This is a genomic window from Acidisoma sp. L85 (assembly GCF_009765865.1).
Lineage (GTDB): Bacteria > Pseudomonadota > Alphaproteobacteria > Acetobacterales > Acetobacteraceae > Acidisoma.
Map to the genome: position 1 here is coordinate 253,901 of NZ_LMUQ01000073.1, position 14,896 is coordinate 268,796.

14 protein-coding genes are annotated in these 14,896 nt (G+C 64.9%); 6 read left to right on the forward strand and 8 right to left on the reverse strand.

From position 1 onward, the window contains the following. Positions 1 to 172 precede the first annotated feature (172 nt). The 6 genes from GSQ83_RS24755 to gloB all read right to left on the reverse strand — a co-directional run bounded on the left by GSQ83_RS24755 (position 173) and on the right by gloB (position 6,121). The gene (locus GSQ83_RS24755) at positions 173 to 1,153 is read right to left on the reverse strand and encodes a threonine/serine dehydratase (protein ID WP_158805677.1); all 981 of its coding nucleotides are present in this window, start codon (positions 1,151 to 1,153) and stop codon (positions 173 to 175) included. 2 nt (positions 1,154 to 1,155) lie between these two features. After that, on the reverse strand, positions 1,156 to 2,631 hold the full coding sequence (locus GSQ83_RS24760) for a glycosyltransferase family 39 protein (protein WP_158805522.1): 1,476 nt from the start codon (positions 2,629 to 2,631) through the stop codon (positions 1,156 to 1,158). 25 nt (positions 2,632 to 2,656) lie between these two features. Next, positions 2,657 to 3,841, reverse strand: coding sequence for a glycosyltransferase (locus GSQ83_RS24765; protein ID WP_371418071.1), 1,185 nt, complete (start codon positions 3,839 to 3,841; stop codon positions 2,657 to 2,659). A gap of 73 nt (positions 3,842 to 3,914) precedes the next feature. Beyond that, a complete protein-coding gene (locus GSQ83_RS24770) occupies positions 3,915 to 4,364 on the reverse strand; it encodes a cupin domain-containing protein (RefSeq protein WP_371418072.1) in 450 nt (149 codons plus the stop codon). A gap of 372 nt (positions 4,365 to 4,736) precedes the next feature. After that, on the reverse strand, positions 4,737 to 5,336 hold the full coding sequence (locus GSQ83_RS24775) for a glutathione S-transferase N-terminal domain-containing protein (protein ID WP_158805523.1): 600 nt from the start codon (positions 5,334 to 5,336) through the stop codon (positions 4,737 to 4,739). A gap of 44 nt (positions 5,337 to 5,380) precedes the next feature. Next, positions 5,381 to 6,121, reverse strand: coding sequence for a hydroxyacylglutathione hydrolase (gene gloB, locus GSQ83_RS24780; protein WP_371418073.1), 741 nt, complete (start codon positions 6,119 to 6,121; stop codon positions 5,381 to 5,383). A gap of 63 nt (positions 6,122 to 6,184) precedes the next feature. Here gloB and GSQ83_RS24785 point away from each other — a divergent pair, with 63 nt between their 5' ends. Beyond that, positions 6,185 to 6,895 carry a class I SAM-dependent methyltransferase gene (locus GSQ83_RS24785; RefSeq protein ID WP_158805524.1) on the forward strand — a complete coding sequence of 237 codons (711 nt, stop codon included), beginning with the start codon at positions 6,185 to 6,187 and terminating at the stop codon, positions 6,893 to 6,895. 107 nt (positions 6,896 to 7,002) lie between these two features. Then, positions 7,003 to 7,182, forward strand: a complete 180-nt coding sequence (locus GSQ83_RS24790; RefSeq protein WP_158805525.1) for a DUF3309 domain-containing protein — start codon at positions 7,003 to 7,005, stop codon at positions 7,180 to 7,182. Positions 7,183 to 7,192: 10 nt separating this feature from the next. Here the strand turns inward: GSQ83_RS24790 and GSQ83_RS24795 are convergent, their stop codons facing one another. After that, a complete protein-coding gene (locus GSQ83_RS24795; protein ID WP_254065888.1) occupies positions 7,193 to 8,386 on the reverse strand; it encodes a DNA topoisomerase IB in 1,194 nt (397 codons plus the stop codon). Between the two features lie 128 nt (positions 8,387 to 8,514). Here GSQ83_RS24795 and GSQ83_RS24800 point away from each other — a divergent pair, with 128 nt between their 5' ends. The 4 genes from GSQ83_RS24800 to glcF all read left to right on the forward strand — a co-directional run bounded on the left by GSQ83_RS24800 (position 8,515) and on the right by glcF (position 13,651). Then, positions 8,515 to 9,543 carry a hypothetical protein gene (locus GSQ83_RS24800; RefSeq protein ID WP_158805527.1) on the forward strand — a complete coding sequence of 343 codons (1,029 nt, stop codon included), beginning with the start codon at positions 8,515 to 8,517 and terminating at the stop codon, positions 9,541 to 9,543. 51 nt (positions 9,544 to 9,594) lie between these two features. Continuing rightward, positions 9,595 to 11,016, forward strand: a complete 1,422-nt coding sequence (locus tag GSQ83_RS24805; protein ID WP_158805528.1) for an FAD-linked oxidase C-terminal domain-containing protein — start codon at positions 9,595 to 9,597, stop codon at positions 11,014 to 11,016. Continuing rightward, on the forward strand, positions 11,013 to 12,221 hold the full coding sequence (gene glcE / locus GSQ83_RS24810) for a glycolate oxidase subunit GlcE (protein ID WP_254065889.1): 1,209 nt from the start codon (positions 11,013 to 11,015) through the stop codon (positions 12,219 to 12,221). Before GSQ83_RS24805 ends, glcE begins: the two co-directional genes overlap by 4 nt. Before the next feature lie 80 nt (positions 12,222 to 12,301). Continuing rightward, positions 12,302 to 13,651, forward strand: coding sequence for a glycolate oxidase subunit GlcF (gene glcF, locus GSQ83_RS24815; RefSeq protein ID WP_158805529.1), 1,350 nt, complete (start codon positions 12,302 to 12,304; stop codon positions 13,649 to 13,651). Here glcF and GSQ83_RS24820 read toward each other — a convergent pair. Continuing rightward, complete coding sequence (locus GSQ83_RS24820; protein ID WP_158805530.1) at positions 13,624 to 14,742, reverse strand: matrixin family metalloprotease; 1,119 nt, start codon at positions 14,740 to 14,742, stop codon at positions 13,624 to 13,626. The genes glcF and GSQ83_RS24820 overlap by 28 nt on opposite strands. Positions 14,743 to 14,896 lie beyond the last annotated feature (154 nt).

A 14,896-nucleotide genomic window follows, 5' to 3' on the forward strand; every position in this document is an offset into this window, starting at 1 on the left:
CAGAATGTCTCTGATCCGGACGGTGCTATTTCACCCCGTCATGCTCTGCAAAGGCCGAGAATCCACGCCTTCGTGGAGCGAGCAAGGCGTGGATGGCACGCCTTCGCGTGCCATGACGGATCTTTGGGTCGCGGTTCAATTGGATCACCACGCGGCCTAGCTTGGCGCCTTTTTAGGCCAGTGTCGCCAGCGCTCGCTCGAAGATCACCGGATCGACATTGCCGCCGCTGAGAACCACGGCGGTCGTGCGATCCCGTCCGTCAAAGGCGCCGGACAGCAAGGCGGCAAGTCCAATCGCGCCACTCGGTTCCAGCACGAGTTTGAGGTGCAGGAACGCGAAAGCCATCGCCCGCAGCACTGCGTCATCGGTCACCACCACTCCGCCCGCCAGCCGCTCGCGGTTGATCGCGAAGGTGAGTTCGCCCGGAGACGCCGACATCAGCCCATCGCAAAGAACCGAACCGCCATCGCCGTTCTGCTCCCGCTGGCCCGACAGCAGCGAACGGCGCAGATCGTCCCGCCCCTCCGGCTCCAGGGCATAGACACGAGCCGACGAGAAATCATGCTCCAGCGCCAGTGTGCAGCCCGCGATAAGACCCCCGCCGCTTACCGGCACCAGCAGCGCATCGATGTCGAGCCCCCCAGCCGCCGCATCCTCGGCGAGTTCCAGCGCGGCGGTTGCCTGGCCGGCGATGACATGCGGATGGTCAAAGGGCGGGATGACCGCCGCGCCGATCCGCTCTGCCTCCGCGCGGGCCAGCGCTTCGCGATCGTCTCGCAGACGGTCGAAGGGAATGACGGTCGCGCCCCAGCCGCGCGTCGCGGCGGTTTTGATCGCTGGCGCATCGGCCGGCATGAAAATCGTGGCCGGCATCCCCACCGACGCCGCCGCATAGGCGACTGCCTGCGCATGATTGCCCGAGGAAAAGGCGACAACCCCCGCGCGATGGCCCGCTTCCGCGAGGCTCAGCACCGCGTTCATGGCTCCGCGCAGCTTGAAACTGCCGGTGTGCTGCAAAGCCTCGGGCTTGAGCAGAACGGTGCCGCCGATGGCGCGATCGAGCACCGCGCTCCGCAGCAGCGGCGTATGCCGCACCCGGTCACCGATCCGCGCGCGGGCGGCCATAAGGTCATCATAACTGGGCGGCATCATCGTCAAGGCGCGTCTCCTGAGGGCAAACGTGTCAGCAACTGGCCTGCGTTCGGACCCGCGGTGATGGCATAGAGGGTATAACTCTCGCCAATCCGGCCATGGCGTCCGCGTCCGATATCGCCGGTCTTCGCGATCGCCGACCAGGGGGCCGCGTCGGGCGCCGTGCGGCGGCGATCGGTCCGCACGAGCAAGCCGAGTGCCCCAGGCGCAAGGGTGGCGCGCGGCAAGCGGAACAGGAACCAACGCGGGTCCTCGGCCACCAGCGGCAATGTCGCCGGCAAGCGCAAGGCGAGTTCGCCCGCCAGGCCATATTCATCGACAGCGACGAAACTCGCCTTCATCGCTTTTGCGCGATCCTCCACGGTGGCGGCGAAAGGCGCCCAGCCACCAAGCACGCGAATCGTCGGATCGCTCACTCCACCGAGCGGCAGCGGGCTCCCTATCGCTTGCACGTAAACGAGGAGGGTTAACGCGAAACCAAGCCCGATCGCCGGCCGCAAGATCCGCGCTGTCAGCGGCACGGCGATCGCGGCGATGACGGCGGCCGGATAGACGATCTCCGGCCAATTCCCCTGCACCCGGTCACCCAGCGCGTGCTGCACGAAGACGAGGGCGGGCAGCACGCCCAGCGCCACGAGCAATCCCGCCGCCGGGTCGCGCGTCGAAACGGCGCGGCGCGTCGCCGTCCACAGACCCATCACGCACAGCACGAAGATGAGCGGCGTCGCCAAACCAAGCTGCCCGCCAATCAGCTCGCCAAGGAACTGCATGGCGCGCGCCGGATGCCAGGAGCCTGTGCGGCCTCCCTGTTTGAGGAAACTCGCCCAGTGATGGTCGGCATTCCACAGGATGACCGGCAAGAACAACAGCAGCGCCAGCAGCAGCCCAACCCAGGGCCGTGGATCCCGCAGCCAGCGCCGTCCCGCCGGAAGCAGCAGCAACCAAAGCCCAATCCCCGGCAGCAGCAGCGCCGCGGTGTATTTGCTGACGAGCGCCAATCCCGCTGCGACCCCGACCGCAATCCACCACCAGCCCGAATCGCCGGAAACAATGCGCGCCATCGCCCAAAGCGTGGCGATCCAGAACAACAGCAGCGGCGTATCGGGCGTCATCAAGGCGCCACCCGCGCCGAACAACAGCGTCCCGTTGAGCAGCGCCGCCGAGGCATAGCCTCGGCCCGCACCCAAACGCCGTGCGGCATCCTGGATCATCAGTGAACCAGCCGCCGCCGAAAGCGGCGCCAGCAGCCGGATGCCGCAACCCCCGTCGCCGCAAAGCGCCGTGCCAATCCTCACCCACAGCGCCACCATCGGCGGATGGTCGAGAAACCCCGGCGCCAGCGCGCGCGACCATATCCAGTAATAAGCCTCGTCGGGCGACACCGGTACCGCCGCCGCCACTGCGAGCCGCAGCACCGTGAGGCCGCCAATGGCGAGAAGGAAAAGGGAATAGTCGGAGGGGCGGCTGCGGCCAGTCATGCTGGCCGCAGCCTATGCCCGAGGCTCAGGTCGTGCGCCAGACCAGGGTCGAGGACACCGCATAGTTCCACACCACGCCGATCGCGGCGCCAATCGCGGCTGCGGCGATACCGCGATGCCCATCCGAATAAAGCGCCGTTGCGATGCCGATATTCGCCACCGCGCCAAGGCCACAAACAATCATGAACAGCACCAGACCACGCAACAGCCGTGCCCCGCGCAGCCGGTGCGTCCGATAGGTCAGCCGATTGTTGAGCTGGAAGTTGAAGAGCATGGCGATCGCGATCGCGATAATCTCCGCCGTCAGAAAGTCGAGGCCGCTGGCGCGTCCCGCAAGCATCACGGCGAGGTTCACCACCATGCCCAGCGCCCCCACCAACGCGAACGCGACGAACCGCAGCGGCACCACGCCGCCCAACCCCTTATCGACCAGCAGTGCCGCGAACTGGATCATCACCAGCGTATCGAGCTTGCTCTCGCCAGCCTCCCGCCGGTGGAACTGACACGGGATCTCCAGCAGCTGGAGGCGACGCGGTGCGGAGAGAATCACGTCGAGCAGGATCTTGAAGCCCTGGGCGGAGAGGCGGGGCGCGATTTCCTCGAAAAGCGGCCGAGGCATCATGAAGAAGCCGCTCATCGGGTCGCTCACCTGCATCGGCAACACCCGCTGCGCGATGCTGATCCCGGCATTTGAGATCCGATGACGCATGGCGGAGGACAGGCCGTCATTCGACCCACCCAGCGCATGACGGCTGCCGATCGCGATGTCGCAGCCGCCGGCCCGCAGCCGCGCCAGCATGGTGGGCAGCGCCGTCTGATCATGCTGCAAATCGCCATCCATCACCGCGACAAACGCGGCTGAGGAGGAGAGGGCGCCTTCGACCACGGCAGAAGAGAGGCCTCGGCGACCGATCCTGCGGATACAGCGTACCCGCGGATCCTGCGCCGCAATGGCCCGCGCGGCGGCGGCCGTGCCGTCGGGGCTGTCGTCATCGACGAAGATGATTTCCCAGGCGACGCCGGGAAGGGCGGCCGCGACCCTCTCGACCATCGGCGCCACGTTCGGCCGCTCCTTGAAGCAGGGCACAACGATGGACAACTCCGCCACCGTCGAGATGGCGGGGGCCATGCCCTCGGGCCTCGCCCAAGGGGCTGAGGCTGCTGCGGCGCCCTGCTCAGAAATCGATCGGTCCATGACGAGGTCGTTCATCCTGCGGAACCCTCCTGCCGGCAACAGGGACGTTGAGGGCGGGTGCCGGTATCCTCTGGATTTCAGGCAGCATTTAGGCGTTTTCGGGATGCCATCCGGGCGGCGCCATCTCGAAACCCGCAAAATCGAAGGCCGGTGCGACGATGCAGGACACGAGCGTCCAGTCCCCTAGGCTCCAGGCCCGCTGCCATTCATCGGCAGGAATGCTGTGCTGCAACTCCTCGCCGGCCCCGAGTCCTGGCCCGAGCCGCACCGCCGCAACGGGACCGCTCAGCGGGGCGCCCTCCAGCATTAGCGGCGCCCCGGCATGCCAGAGCCAGATCTCGACGGCATCGACCTTATGCCAATGGCTAACGACACCGCGCGGCAGCAGGAAATAGATGGCCGTCACGGCACCGCGTCCACCGACCGTTTCCGACGGCGCCCGGAAAGTCTCCCGGTAGAAGCCACCCTCGGGGTGGGGGATCAGCTGGAGCGAGGCGACGACCTCCTCCGCCGATATGTTTGCAACACCGAAAATCACGGCTCCTCGCGAGCGGGCATGGGAGTGGTCTCCGGCGCCTTCTGACCCGCAGCCGGTCGAGGCCGGCAAGTCGATCCAATCAACCGCGCTATACTCGAAAGCACGCTGTCATGGCCGTGAGTCATCGTTAGGGTAGAAATTGATTGTTTCCCAGAGGATCGTAGGAAGAAGAAGTTTCTAGCGGGTAACGAAATCGAGATATGGTAACCGACACGAGAGCGTTCCTTGATTGACGATCTAAACATATCGAGGGTTCGTAAAAAACTCGTATCCGCAGCCATCTATTCTTGCGGAAGCATGCTGTGAGCTTGCTGCGGCGGAGCGGCTAGCCGGCTTTATTTCCCGCTCCCGCCCGCGCACCAACGTGAGCAGTCATCCCGGCGGCGCCGTCTGCGCAATGCCATCCAGCCGCGAGAAGGTTTCGAACCAATGGGCGAGGCGCGGCGTATGGTCCCGCCACTTATCGCCCGCGAACCGAAAGTCGAGATAGCCCAGCGCGCAGGCAACGGTGATGCCGCCAATGTCGGGCGTTCCCACAGGCGGCGGCGAACCCTCCAGGGCCTCGATCCCGCGCTGAACCGCCGCCTTCTGGCGCGCAATAGCGGTCGTGCGCGCCGCTTCCTCGGGGCGCGCAGACTCCATGCGCGCCAGCACCGCGGCCTCCATGATCCCGTCGGCCAGCGCCTGGTTTCGCAGCGCCTGCCAACGGGCGGCGCCATGGTCCGGGAAAAGCGGCGGCGCGTCGCCTACGCTGTCGAGATACTCGCAGATCAGCGGGCTGTCGTACAGCGCGACCCCATCCTCGGTGAGCAGGCACGGCACCTTGGACAGGGGATTAGCCGCGAGCAACCCGCCCGGCGAGGAATGCGGATCGGTCGTCATACGCTCGATCCGGCTATCCAGCCCGCGAGTAATCGCACAAGCCACCACCTTGCGAACGAAAGGGCTCGTGGCCGAGTAGAAAAGCTTCATGCGGAATCCCCGGCGGCTTCGGTCAAAGAGAGGGAGGGGGCCGTTCAGCCCTTGAAGACATCCTTCGCCGCCCGCAGCCGTCCAAAGGACGCCGCGTCGCGGGCGAGCAGGAAGGGGTTCACTGTCAGCTCGTCCCGTAGCCGCACCGGCAGCGTCTGCTCATGGGCCGCGCGCTTGCGGTCCACCGCTGCCGCCGTCTCGCGCAGCAGCGCGTTATCGGGATCGACATTCAGCGCGAAGCGGGCATTCGACTGAGTGTATTCATGCCCGGCGCAGATCAGCGTGTCCGGCGGCAGGGCGGCGATCTTGCGGAGGCTCGTGAAGAACTGCTCAGGCGTGCTTTCCGCCATGCGGCCGCAGCCAAGGCTGAACAGCGTATCGCCGCAGAACAGGATCGGACCATCTGGGAAAAAGTAGGAGATATGGCCCGAGGTATGGCCGCGCGTATCGATCACCCGCCCGCGCGCCGTCCCTAGGGTAACCTCGTCGCCTTCCGCCACCTGCCTGTCGAGCGGCGGCAGCCGGTGGGCGTCAGCCGCGCCGCCGATCACCGGGCAGTCGAAGCGCGCCCGCAGTGCGCCGACGCCGGCGACATGGTCGTCGTGATGGTGGGTCAGCAGAATGAGGTCGAGCCGTCCGCCCATTTCCTCGATCGCGCGGATGGCGGCATCGCCATCGGCTGGATCGACAAAGGCCACGCTGCCTGTGCTGTCGTCCCGCAGGATCCAGGCGTAGTTGTCGGAAAGCATGGGAACGCTGAATACGGACAGGGTCATGCGCCCCATGTAGCATCGCCCTCGGCGGTCGGGAATGGCCCGTTGGGGCCTCCATGCTCTAAGCTGAAAGCCATGGCACTGGACGTACACACCGCCGCCGACTTCTACGCCACTGCCCAAGGGGCGGTGGCGGCGCGGCTGGTCCGCGACAGGCTGGCACAGCTCTGGCCGCGCATGGAGGGGATGGCGGTCCTCGGCCTCGGCTACGCGCCGCCTTACCTGCGCGCCTGGCGTGAGGCGGCGCAGGTCACCATCGCGGTCACGACAGCGGAGCTCGGCGCCGCCCGTTGGCCGGCCTCGGCCGCTAATCTTTCCTGTATGGCGGAGGAGGAGGCGCTGCCCTTCGCTGGCCCGAGCTTCGACCGCGTGCTGCTCGTGCATGGACTTGAAGCTTCGGAGAACACCCGACGCCTCCTGCGGGAGATCTGGCGGGTGATGAAGGATGACGGCCGCCTGATGGTGGTCGCGCCGAACCGCCGCGGGATGTGGGCCTATGCCGAGAGCACACCCTTCGGCCACGGCACACCCTATTCGCCTGGCCAGGTCGGTCGGCTGCTGGCGGGCAGCCTGTTCCGCGTGGAGAATCGAGAGACGGCGCTATTCCTGCCGCCCACCGCGATGCGCCTCATCCTGCGCAGCAATCGCGTATGGGAAGGGCTCGGCCATCGCCTGATCCCGCAATTCGCCGGCGTCACGATCACAGAAGCAGTCAAGGACGTCTATTCGGCGATCCCGACAAAGCCGAACGCCAGCCGCCGCTTCGTCTTGGCCGAGGTGCCCTGAGGCAAGCCGAACGCCAGCCCACCTATTCACCTTGCCAGATTGGAGAAATCCTCGACATAAGGCTGAGGACGGCGTGTTCTGGGCATGCCGGGCGAGGAGACGTTCGGATGCTTCTGCTCATCATCATTATTCTGCTGGTCATCGTGCTGGGCGGTGGCGGCATGGGCTGGCGTCGCGGCTACTACCGCGAGCGCCCGCATTACGGCTACGGCACCGGCGGCCTGGGCTTGTTCCTCATCATCGTCCTCATCCTGTTCCTGCTCTTCGGCCACCACCGCTACTACTGAGCGCGATCGCCTAAGCCTTAGCCTCCGCCACGGTCGCCACCGCTCTTCGCGGAGGCGACCGCTTCTTCAGAACCTTTGCCGGCCGTATCTCCTGCACGCGTTCGCCACGAACCTGCATCAGGCGATGGGCGAGGAATCCCGTCACGGCGGCTTCCTCCGGCGTCAAGTTGCCAACTCCCTGGGTCAGCTCCTCTCGCGCCCGCTGCTTCAGCGCGCCGAGCAGGCTCCCATCCAGATAGCCGTCGAAGATCGCTGGGTGGATATAGCATTTCCGACAAATGGCCGGCGTATTGCCCAGCAACTTCGCCACCGCTTCCACAGCCCGCAACATGCTCTTCTTCGGCGGCAAACCCTCCGCCGCCGAAGCCAATTCCTGCAGCGCCAGCGCCGCCAGATTAGTCGCGGCCCAGGTACGAAAATCCTTTGCCGTGACCCCTTCGCCTGAGATCTCCCGAAGATACTCGTTAACATCCGACGAGCCGACGGCATGCGTCGCGCCGTTTTCATCGAGGAACTGGAACAACTCCTGCCCAGGCAAGTCTTGGCACTTGCGCACAATCCGCGCGAGGCGCTCGTCCTGCAGATCGATGTGGTGAGTAATGCCGTGCTTGCCCCGGAAATCGAGAACAAGCCTTCGCCCGCGCACCTTCACATGCCGGTTGCGCAGCGTCGTCAGCCCGAAGCTTTTATTGCTCTGGGCATATTCCTCATTGCCCACGCGCATGAGCGTGACCTCCAGAAGCCGCACGATCGAGGCAAGAACCTTTTCCCTCGGCAAGCCTGACCTCGCGAGATCGCTCTGCACCCGCGCCCGGATGGTCGGCAACACCTGGCCGAAGACCATCATATGCCCGTATTTCGCCTGGTCCCGCACCTCGCGCCATCGCAGGTGATAGCGATATTGCCGCCGCCCACGTGCGTCTTTGCCAACCGCCTGAAGATGCCCGTCCGGATCACTGCAAATCCAGACATCTCGATAGGCCGGCGGAATCGCCAGCTTGCGAATGCGATCGAGTGTCGCAGCATCACGCACGATCTTGCCGGACGGTCCCTTGTAGATGTTCCCACGTGCCGTGGTGGTGCGGCTAATGCCGGGCGTGCCGTCGTTGACATAATGCAGGTTCGCGGCCTCGGCCGCCCGCTCGACACTTTGATCGAGATCAATGAGACGCTTAAGCGCCGAGCTTCGGCGCGGCTGTTTCAACGATTGCTCTTGGGAGCCGCGCACAGGGGCCTGGGCCGCGGTCTTTTTCTTTGCCATAGTTCTGCAACTCAGACGTCAGGCCCAGCCGCGCAAGCGCCACTGTCACAAACAACAGCGTGAGGTCCCGCGTGACCGAATCCGTGATGCAGGGCCACGGCTACTACAATGCCCATTCCGAGCTGCAGGCGCGCTCGGCCCAGGCGAGCGATCCCATCCTCGACACCGCTCTGCGCGAACTCGCCATTCCCGCCACCGGGCCAATTACTTTGGCCGACTTCGGCTCCTCTCAGGGGCGCAACTCCCTGCGGCCGATCGGACGGGCACTGAGCGCTCTGATCGCGCGCGGAGGCGCCGATCGGGACTTCGCGGTCATCCACACGGATCAACCGCATAACGACTTCGCCTCGCTCTTCACGCTCTTGCAGGAGAGCCCGGACAGCTACCTCCGCGATCAACCCCATGTCTTCGCCTATGCCATCGGCCGCACGTTCTACGGCCCCTTGCTTCCCGCCGGCAGCCTGACCTTCGGCTGGTCGTCGATTGCGCTGCACTGGCTAAGCCGAAGACCGGCCATTGCCCCCAACCACCTATGGTTCGATCGCGGACCGCCCGAGGTGCGGGACGCCTTCGCGGCCGTAGCGGCGGAGGATTGGCAAAGCTTCCTCACCCACCGCGCAAAAGAACTCGCCCCCGGCGGCCAACTCGTTCTCGTCTCGGGCGCCAATGACGAAGGGGGCCAATGCGGTATCGAGGGCGTCTTCGATTTCGCGAATGAAGTGCTGCAAAGGATGGTAGCGGATGGAGCCGTGCCAAAAGCCGCCTACCAGGCCATGACCGTCCCCGTCCGCCCCCGCAGCCGCGCGGATTTCGAGGCACCCTTCCGAAGTGGCCTGCTCCCCGACCTGAAGCTCGAGGAAATCACGATTGCTCCGACCCCTAATCCCGCTTTGGACAACTGGCGCGCCGATGGCGACGCCGACGCTCTCGCCCAAGTCATGACCGGCTTCTTCGTGGGCGCCTTCGGGCCCACGCTCTTCGGGGACGATCAGCCATCGGAAAACGCCTTCGCCCTCCGCCTCCACCAAGCCATCGCGGCACAGCCGGAACAGGCCGCGCGAGAGCTTGTTACGGGCACGGTGCGCGTCTCCCGCTTGTAACGCCCCTCCGCGCAGCGCAAGTTTGGTGCGGAGGCCGAGGAGGGCCGGGCTATGATCCGTCTACCAGCGCCAAAGCAGGACGTTCTCGACCGCGCCCCTGAAATCGTGGCCGGACTGCGTGCCCTCCTGCCAGAGAATGGCGTCATCTCGGAGCCCCTACGGCTCAGCCCCTACGAGACGGACGGCCTCGCGGCCTACAAACAGCCACCCATGGCCGTGGTGCTGCCGGAAACGACCGAGCAAGTCGCCGCCGTGCTCGCATTTTGCCATCGCAACGGCGTGCGCGTCATTCCGCGCGGTGCTGGCACCAGCCTCTCCGGCGGCGCCCTGCCGCTCGCGGATGCCGTGGTCATTGGCATGATGCGGATGAACCGGATCCTCGACATCGATTATTCCGACCGCTGCGCCACTGTTCAGGCTGGCGTCACCAATCTCGGCATTACGGCCGCGATGCAGGATAACGGCTTCTTCTACGCGCCTGACCCCTCCAGCCAGCTTGCCTGCATGATCGGCGGCAATGTCGCGATGAATTCCGGCGGGGCGCATTGCCTGAAATACGGTGTCACCGCGAATAATCTCCTCGGCCTCAAGATCGTCACCATCGAAGGCGAAATCCTCGACATCGGCGGCGACCACCTCGACGCCGCTGGCTACGACTGGCTCGGCCTGCTGACCGGCAGCGAAGGCCAGCTCGCCATGGTCACTGAAGTCACCGTGCGGATCCTGCGCGCGGCCGAGGGCGCCCGCGCAATGCTCGCCGCCTTCCGGTCCAACGAAGTCGCTGGCGCTTGCGTCGATCGCATCATCGGCTCCGGCATCATCCCGGTGGCGCTCGAATTCATGGACCGCCCCGCCATCCACGCCTGCGAGGCTTTCGCCCATGCCGGCTATCCGCTCGATGCCGAGGCCATGCTCATCATCGAAGTCGAAGGCTGCACCGAGGAACAAGACGATCTGCTCGACCGCATCCGCGCGATCTGCAGCGAGTTCGATCCCATCAGCCTGCATGTCTCGACATCGGCGGAAGAAAGCGCCGCGATCTGGAAGGGACGCAAAGGTGCTTTCGGTGCCATCGGCCGCATCAGCCCCGACTACCTCTGCATGGACGGCACAATCCCGACCAGCCGCCTCGCCGAGGTGCTGCACCGCATGCAGCAGATGAGCGACGCCTGCGGCCTCAAAGTCGCCAATATCTTCCATGCGGGAGACGGCAACCTGCATCCCCTCATCATGTTCGACGCCAATGATCCGGACAGTTTCGCGCGCGCCGAGAAATTCGGTGCCGACATCCTCCGTCTCTGTGTCGAGGTCGGTGGCTGTCTGACCGGCGAGCATGGTGTGGGAATCGAGAAGCGTGACCTCATGGGTGTGCAGTTCAATGATGTCGAGTTGGACCAGCAGCGCCGAATCAAATCCGCTTTCGATCCCGACTGGCTGTTGAACCCCGCCAAGGTCTTCCCGCTGGCCGCATGATGATGAGTGCTGTCGTTTCTCCCGCCGATGAGGCCGAGATCGCCGCCATCGTGACAGACGCCGCCGCGCGACGAGAGCCACTACTCATCCAGGGAAACGGCTCGAAACTCGGAATGCTGCGGCCTGTCCAGGCGGCGCGTACGCTCTCCACCCGCAACCTCTCGGGCATCACGCTCTACGCTCCGCGCGAGCTGGTGATCTCCGCCCGTGCAGGAACCCCGATCACGGAAATCGAAGCGGCACTCGCCGAACACGGCCAGCACCTCATTGCGGAACCACCGGAACTCGGCGCACTGCTCGGCAGCGACGCGCCGCAAACCATCGGCGGCATGGTGGCGACAAACCTCAGCGGCCCGCGCCGCGTTGCCTGGGGCGCCATGCGCGATCACGTCATCGGCATTCGCGCGGTAAACGGTTCAGGCGAGATCATCCGCTCAGGTGGCCGCGTACTCAAGAACGTGACCGGACTCGATCTCTGCAAGCTCCTGACCGGCAGCCACGGAACACTCGGCGTGCTGACCGAAATCACGCTGAAGGTTCTACCAGCGCCCCAGGACACGGGCTCGCTCGCCATCGTTGGCCTAAGCGCGGAGCAAGCTGTGGCCGCGATGTCTGCGGCCCTTGGCTCGCCTTATGGCGTATCCTCCGCCGCCTGGCTGCCATCTGGCATGACGGATGGTCTCGCGCCACTCTCCGGTGCCTCCGCCGCACTGATCCGGATCGAGGATTTCGCCAGATCCGTCGTCTATCGCATCGGTCGCCTCCAGCAGGATCTCGCACGCTTCGGTAAGGCGATCATCCTGGACGCGGAAACGAGCCGCCAGACATGGCACGCGGTCCGGGACGCCACAGTGCTGAGGCACACGGACGAGGAGGCGCTGTGGCGGGTCTCGGTCCGCCCCTCCCGTGGCGCCGCGGCTTTGGCGACGGCGCAAGCAGCGGGCGCGCGCGGCTTCCTCGACTGGGGCGGCGGCCTGATCTGGCTCGCTGGTCCCGCAACCGAGGCGACGCACAAGGCGATAGCCGCCGCCGCTACCGCCGCTGGTGGCGTCTGGACGCTTATGCGGGCTCCCGACAGCCTACGCGCGAGCGTGGATGTGGTGCCGAGCGAAGCGCCAGCGCTCGCCGCGATCACCCGCCGCGTGAAATCCGCCATGGACCCGCAGGGCATCCTCAATCCCGGACGTCTCTATGCGTGGCTCTAGCATGATGCTGCGACACGCCGCTTGCTTCGACGGCGACAGCGCGTGTCGCATGTCATCACCCGCCGATCTGGACTAACGACATGCAAACCAGCTTCACGCCCGAACAATTGCGCGACCCCGATACCGCATCCTCCAACCAGGTACTGAGAACCTGCGTGCATTGCGGCATGTGCACGGCAACCTGCCCAACCTTCGTGCTGCTCGGCGACGAGTTGGATAGCCCTCGCGGCCGAATTTACCTCATCAAGAACATGCTGGAATCCGGCCGTCCCGCGACAGAGGAAGTCGTGCGGCATGTCGATCGCTGCCTCTCCTGCCTGTCCTGCATGACGACCTGCCCATCCGGCGTGAACTACATGCACCTCGTCGATCACGCCCGGCACTACATCGAGGAAACCTATACCCGCCCTTGGCACGAACGCCTGTTGCGGACCGTGCTTTCCCGCATATTGCCCAACCCACGCCTGTTCCGCACGGCCCTGGGGGCCGCCCAACTCGGCCGGCCCCTCGGCCAACTAATCCCAGGGCAGAGCATGCTCGCCCAGCGCATGCGCGCGATGCTTACCCTCGCGCCCGCGCGTCTCCCACCGCCGAGCCCGGCCCAGGCTCCGCAAATCCATCGAGCCCAAGGAGAGCGGCGCGGCCGCGTGGCGCTGCTCGTCGGCTGCGCCCAAACCGTATTGGCGCCCGCCATCAACGAGGCCAGCATCCGCCTCCTTACGCGCCTCGGCATCGAGGTTGTTATCGCGAAGGGCGTCGGCTGTTGCGGCGCGCTTACTCACCACATGGGCCGCCACGATCAGGCTATGGCGACAGCCCGCGCCGCGATCGCGGGATGGAGTGCCGAACTCGAAGGGCAGGGGCTGGACGCTATCCTCATCAACACTTCCGGCTGCGGCACGACAGTCAAAGACTACGGCTTCATGTTTCGCAACGAGGCCGAACCTTGGCGCACTCGCGCCGAAACGGTTTCCGCCCTCGCGCTCGATATCAGCGAATACCTCATGCGCATCGGCTATCGTCCGACGCGTGAAACGCCAGATCTCAGCGTTGCCTACCACTCAGCCTGCAGCCTGCAACACGGCCAGCGCGTGACGAGCGAACCCAAGTCGCTGCTCAAGACCGCCGGCTTTCGCGTCGTGGAACCGCGTGACGCTCATCTCTGCTGCGGTTCCGCTGGCACATACAATATCGTGCAGCCCGAAATCGCCGGCCGCCTGCGCACTCGCAAGCTGGAGACGCTGGTCGCGACCAAGCCCGATCTCGTCGCCGCCGGCAACATAGGCTGCATCACGCAACTCGCTAACGGCGGCCTGCCCGTGGTGCATACAATCGAACTCCTGGATTGGATGGCGGGAGGTCCGCGCCCCGCCATCCTCGACAGCGTCTCGGCAACCGCGCCTCAGCCGAGTTCGCCGACAATAAGATAGGGCACGCCCGCTGCCGTCTGGCCCTCCGCCATCGCGAAATTGGCAACGGAGCCGACGCCGGCGAAGGTGATATTCTCCGTATTGCCGAAGCCCGAGGACACCGACAGCGTCTGTCCCTGTAGTTCAGGACTGCCAAAAACCCCAGCCCAAGCCTCGGTCGACACGCCGGCCATAAAGCCCCAGAGCACCATCGAATCCCCGGCGTGAAAGTTCTCGGTCGTTGTCCAGGCATTGCTCGCGGTCAGGATCGACGAAAAGCTATCGGTTCCTGTGCCGCCAATAAGCAAATTCGATCCGCTGCCGCCATTGAGCGCATTGTTCCCGGAGGACACCGCGATCTTGTCATTGCCGGAACCTGTCGTCACCGAGGCATTCGCTCCGCTGGCCAGCACCGAAAGGGCGTCGTCGCCGCCGTAGAGAAATTGCGGGGAGGACGCGGTGGAAGTGTAATCCGTGAAACCACCCGTCAGCGACGTTGCGGTCAGGGTTGGCGGTATGACGACAAGCGCCGCGGCCGGAGCTGTCGTCGCAAAGACGTTGCCCGGATATAGCGCCTCGACATTTGCATAGTCCGTCGCGTCGAGTACCGTGTTCTGCGGCAGCAGAATGGGATTCATAATCGAATACGCATCGCTCGACTCGCCGAGCCCCAATGTATGTCCAATTTCGTGCAACGTGAGTTGCTCGAAGGTCGGATTGAGGTCGTCATCCGTGCCCGCGGCTTCATAGGTGAGCCCGTTCGAGCCTGTATAGAGCGACGTGTACGCCGGATCTTGCAGATGGACCGTGGTGCCGGAGGTAATGGCACCGCTGTCATCGGTGCTGAGGCAGGTGAGGCCGAGCGCCCGCGACGCTAGATTTTGCGCGAACCCGATGCTGATATCGCTCGTGCTCCCAGGCGCATCCTCTACAAAATTAATGCCGCTCGCGGCACTCCAGGTCACGAAAGCCGCGGCGACTAGTGCCTGTTGGGTCGGGTCGGTTATGGCATCGCTGAAACCGCTGCCGCTTACGGCATTGGCAAAACTCCAGCTCACCGTCGAGGACGGCTGAATGCCACCCTCGTACGAAGTATCAATGAGTGATGTCAAATTATGTCGCGCAGACTACTTGCGCAGCCGCGCGCCTTTCTTATTCGGGTTCCGAGAATACTTCCGGGTGACTTCAAGGCATCAGCTAGCGCGAAATCCGCGCCGTCAATCTGCCCTTAAGATTCTCGTAACTGAATATTAACTAATTGAGGTA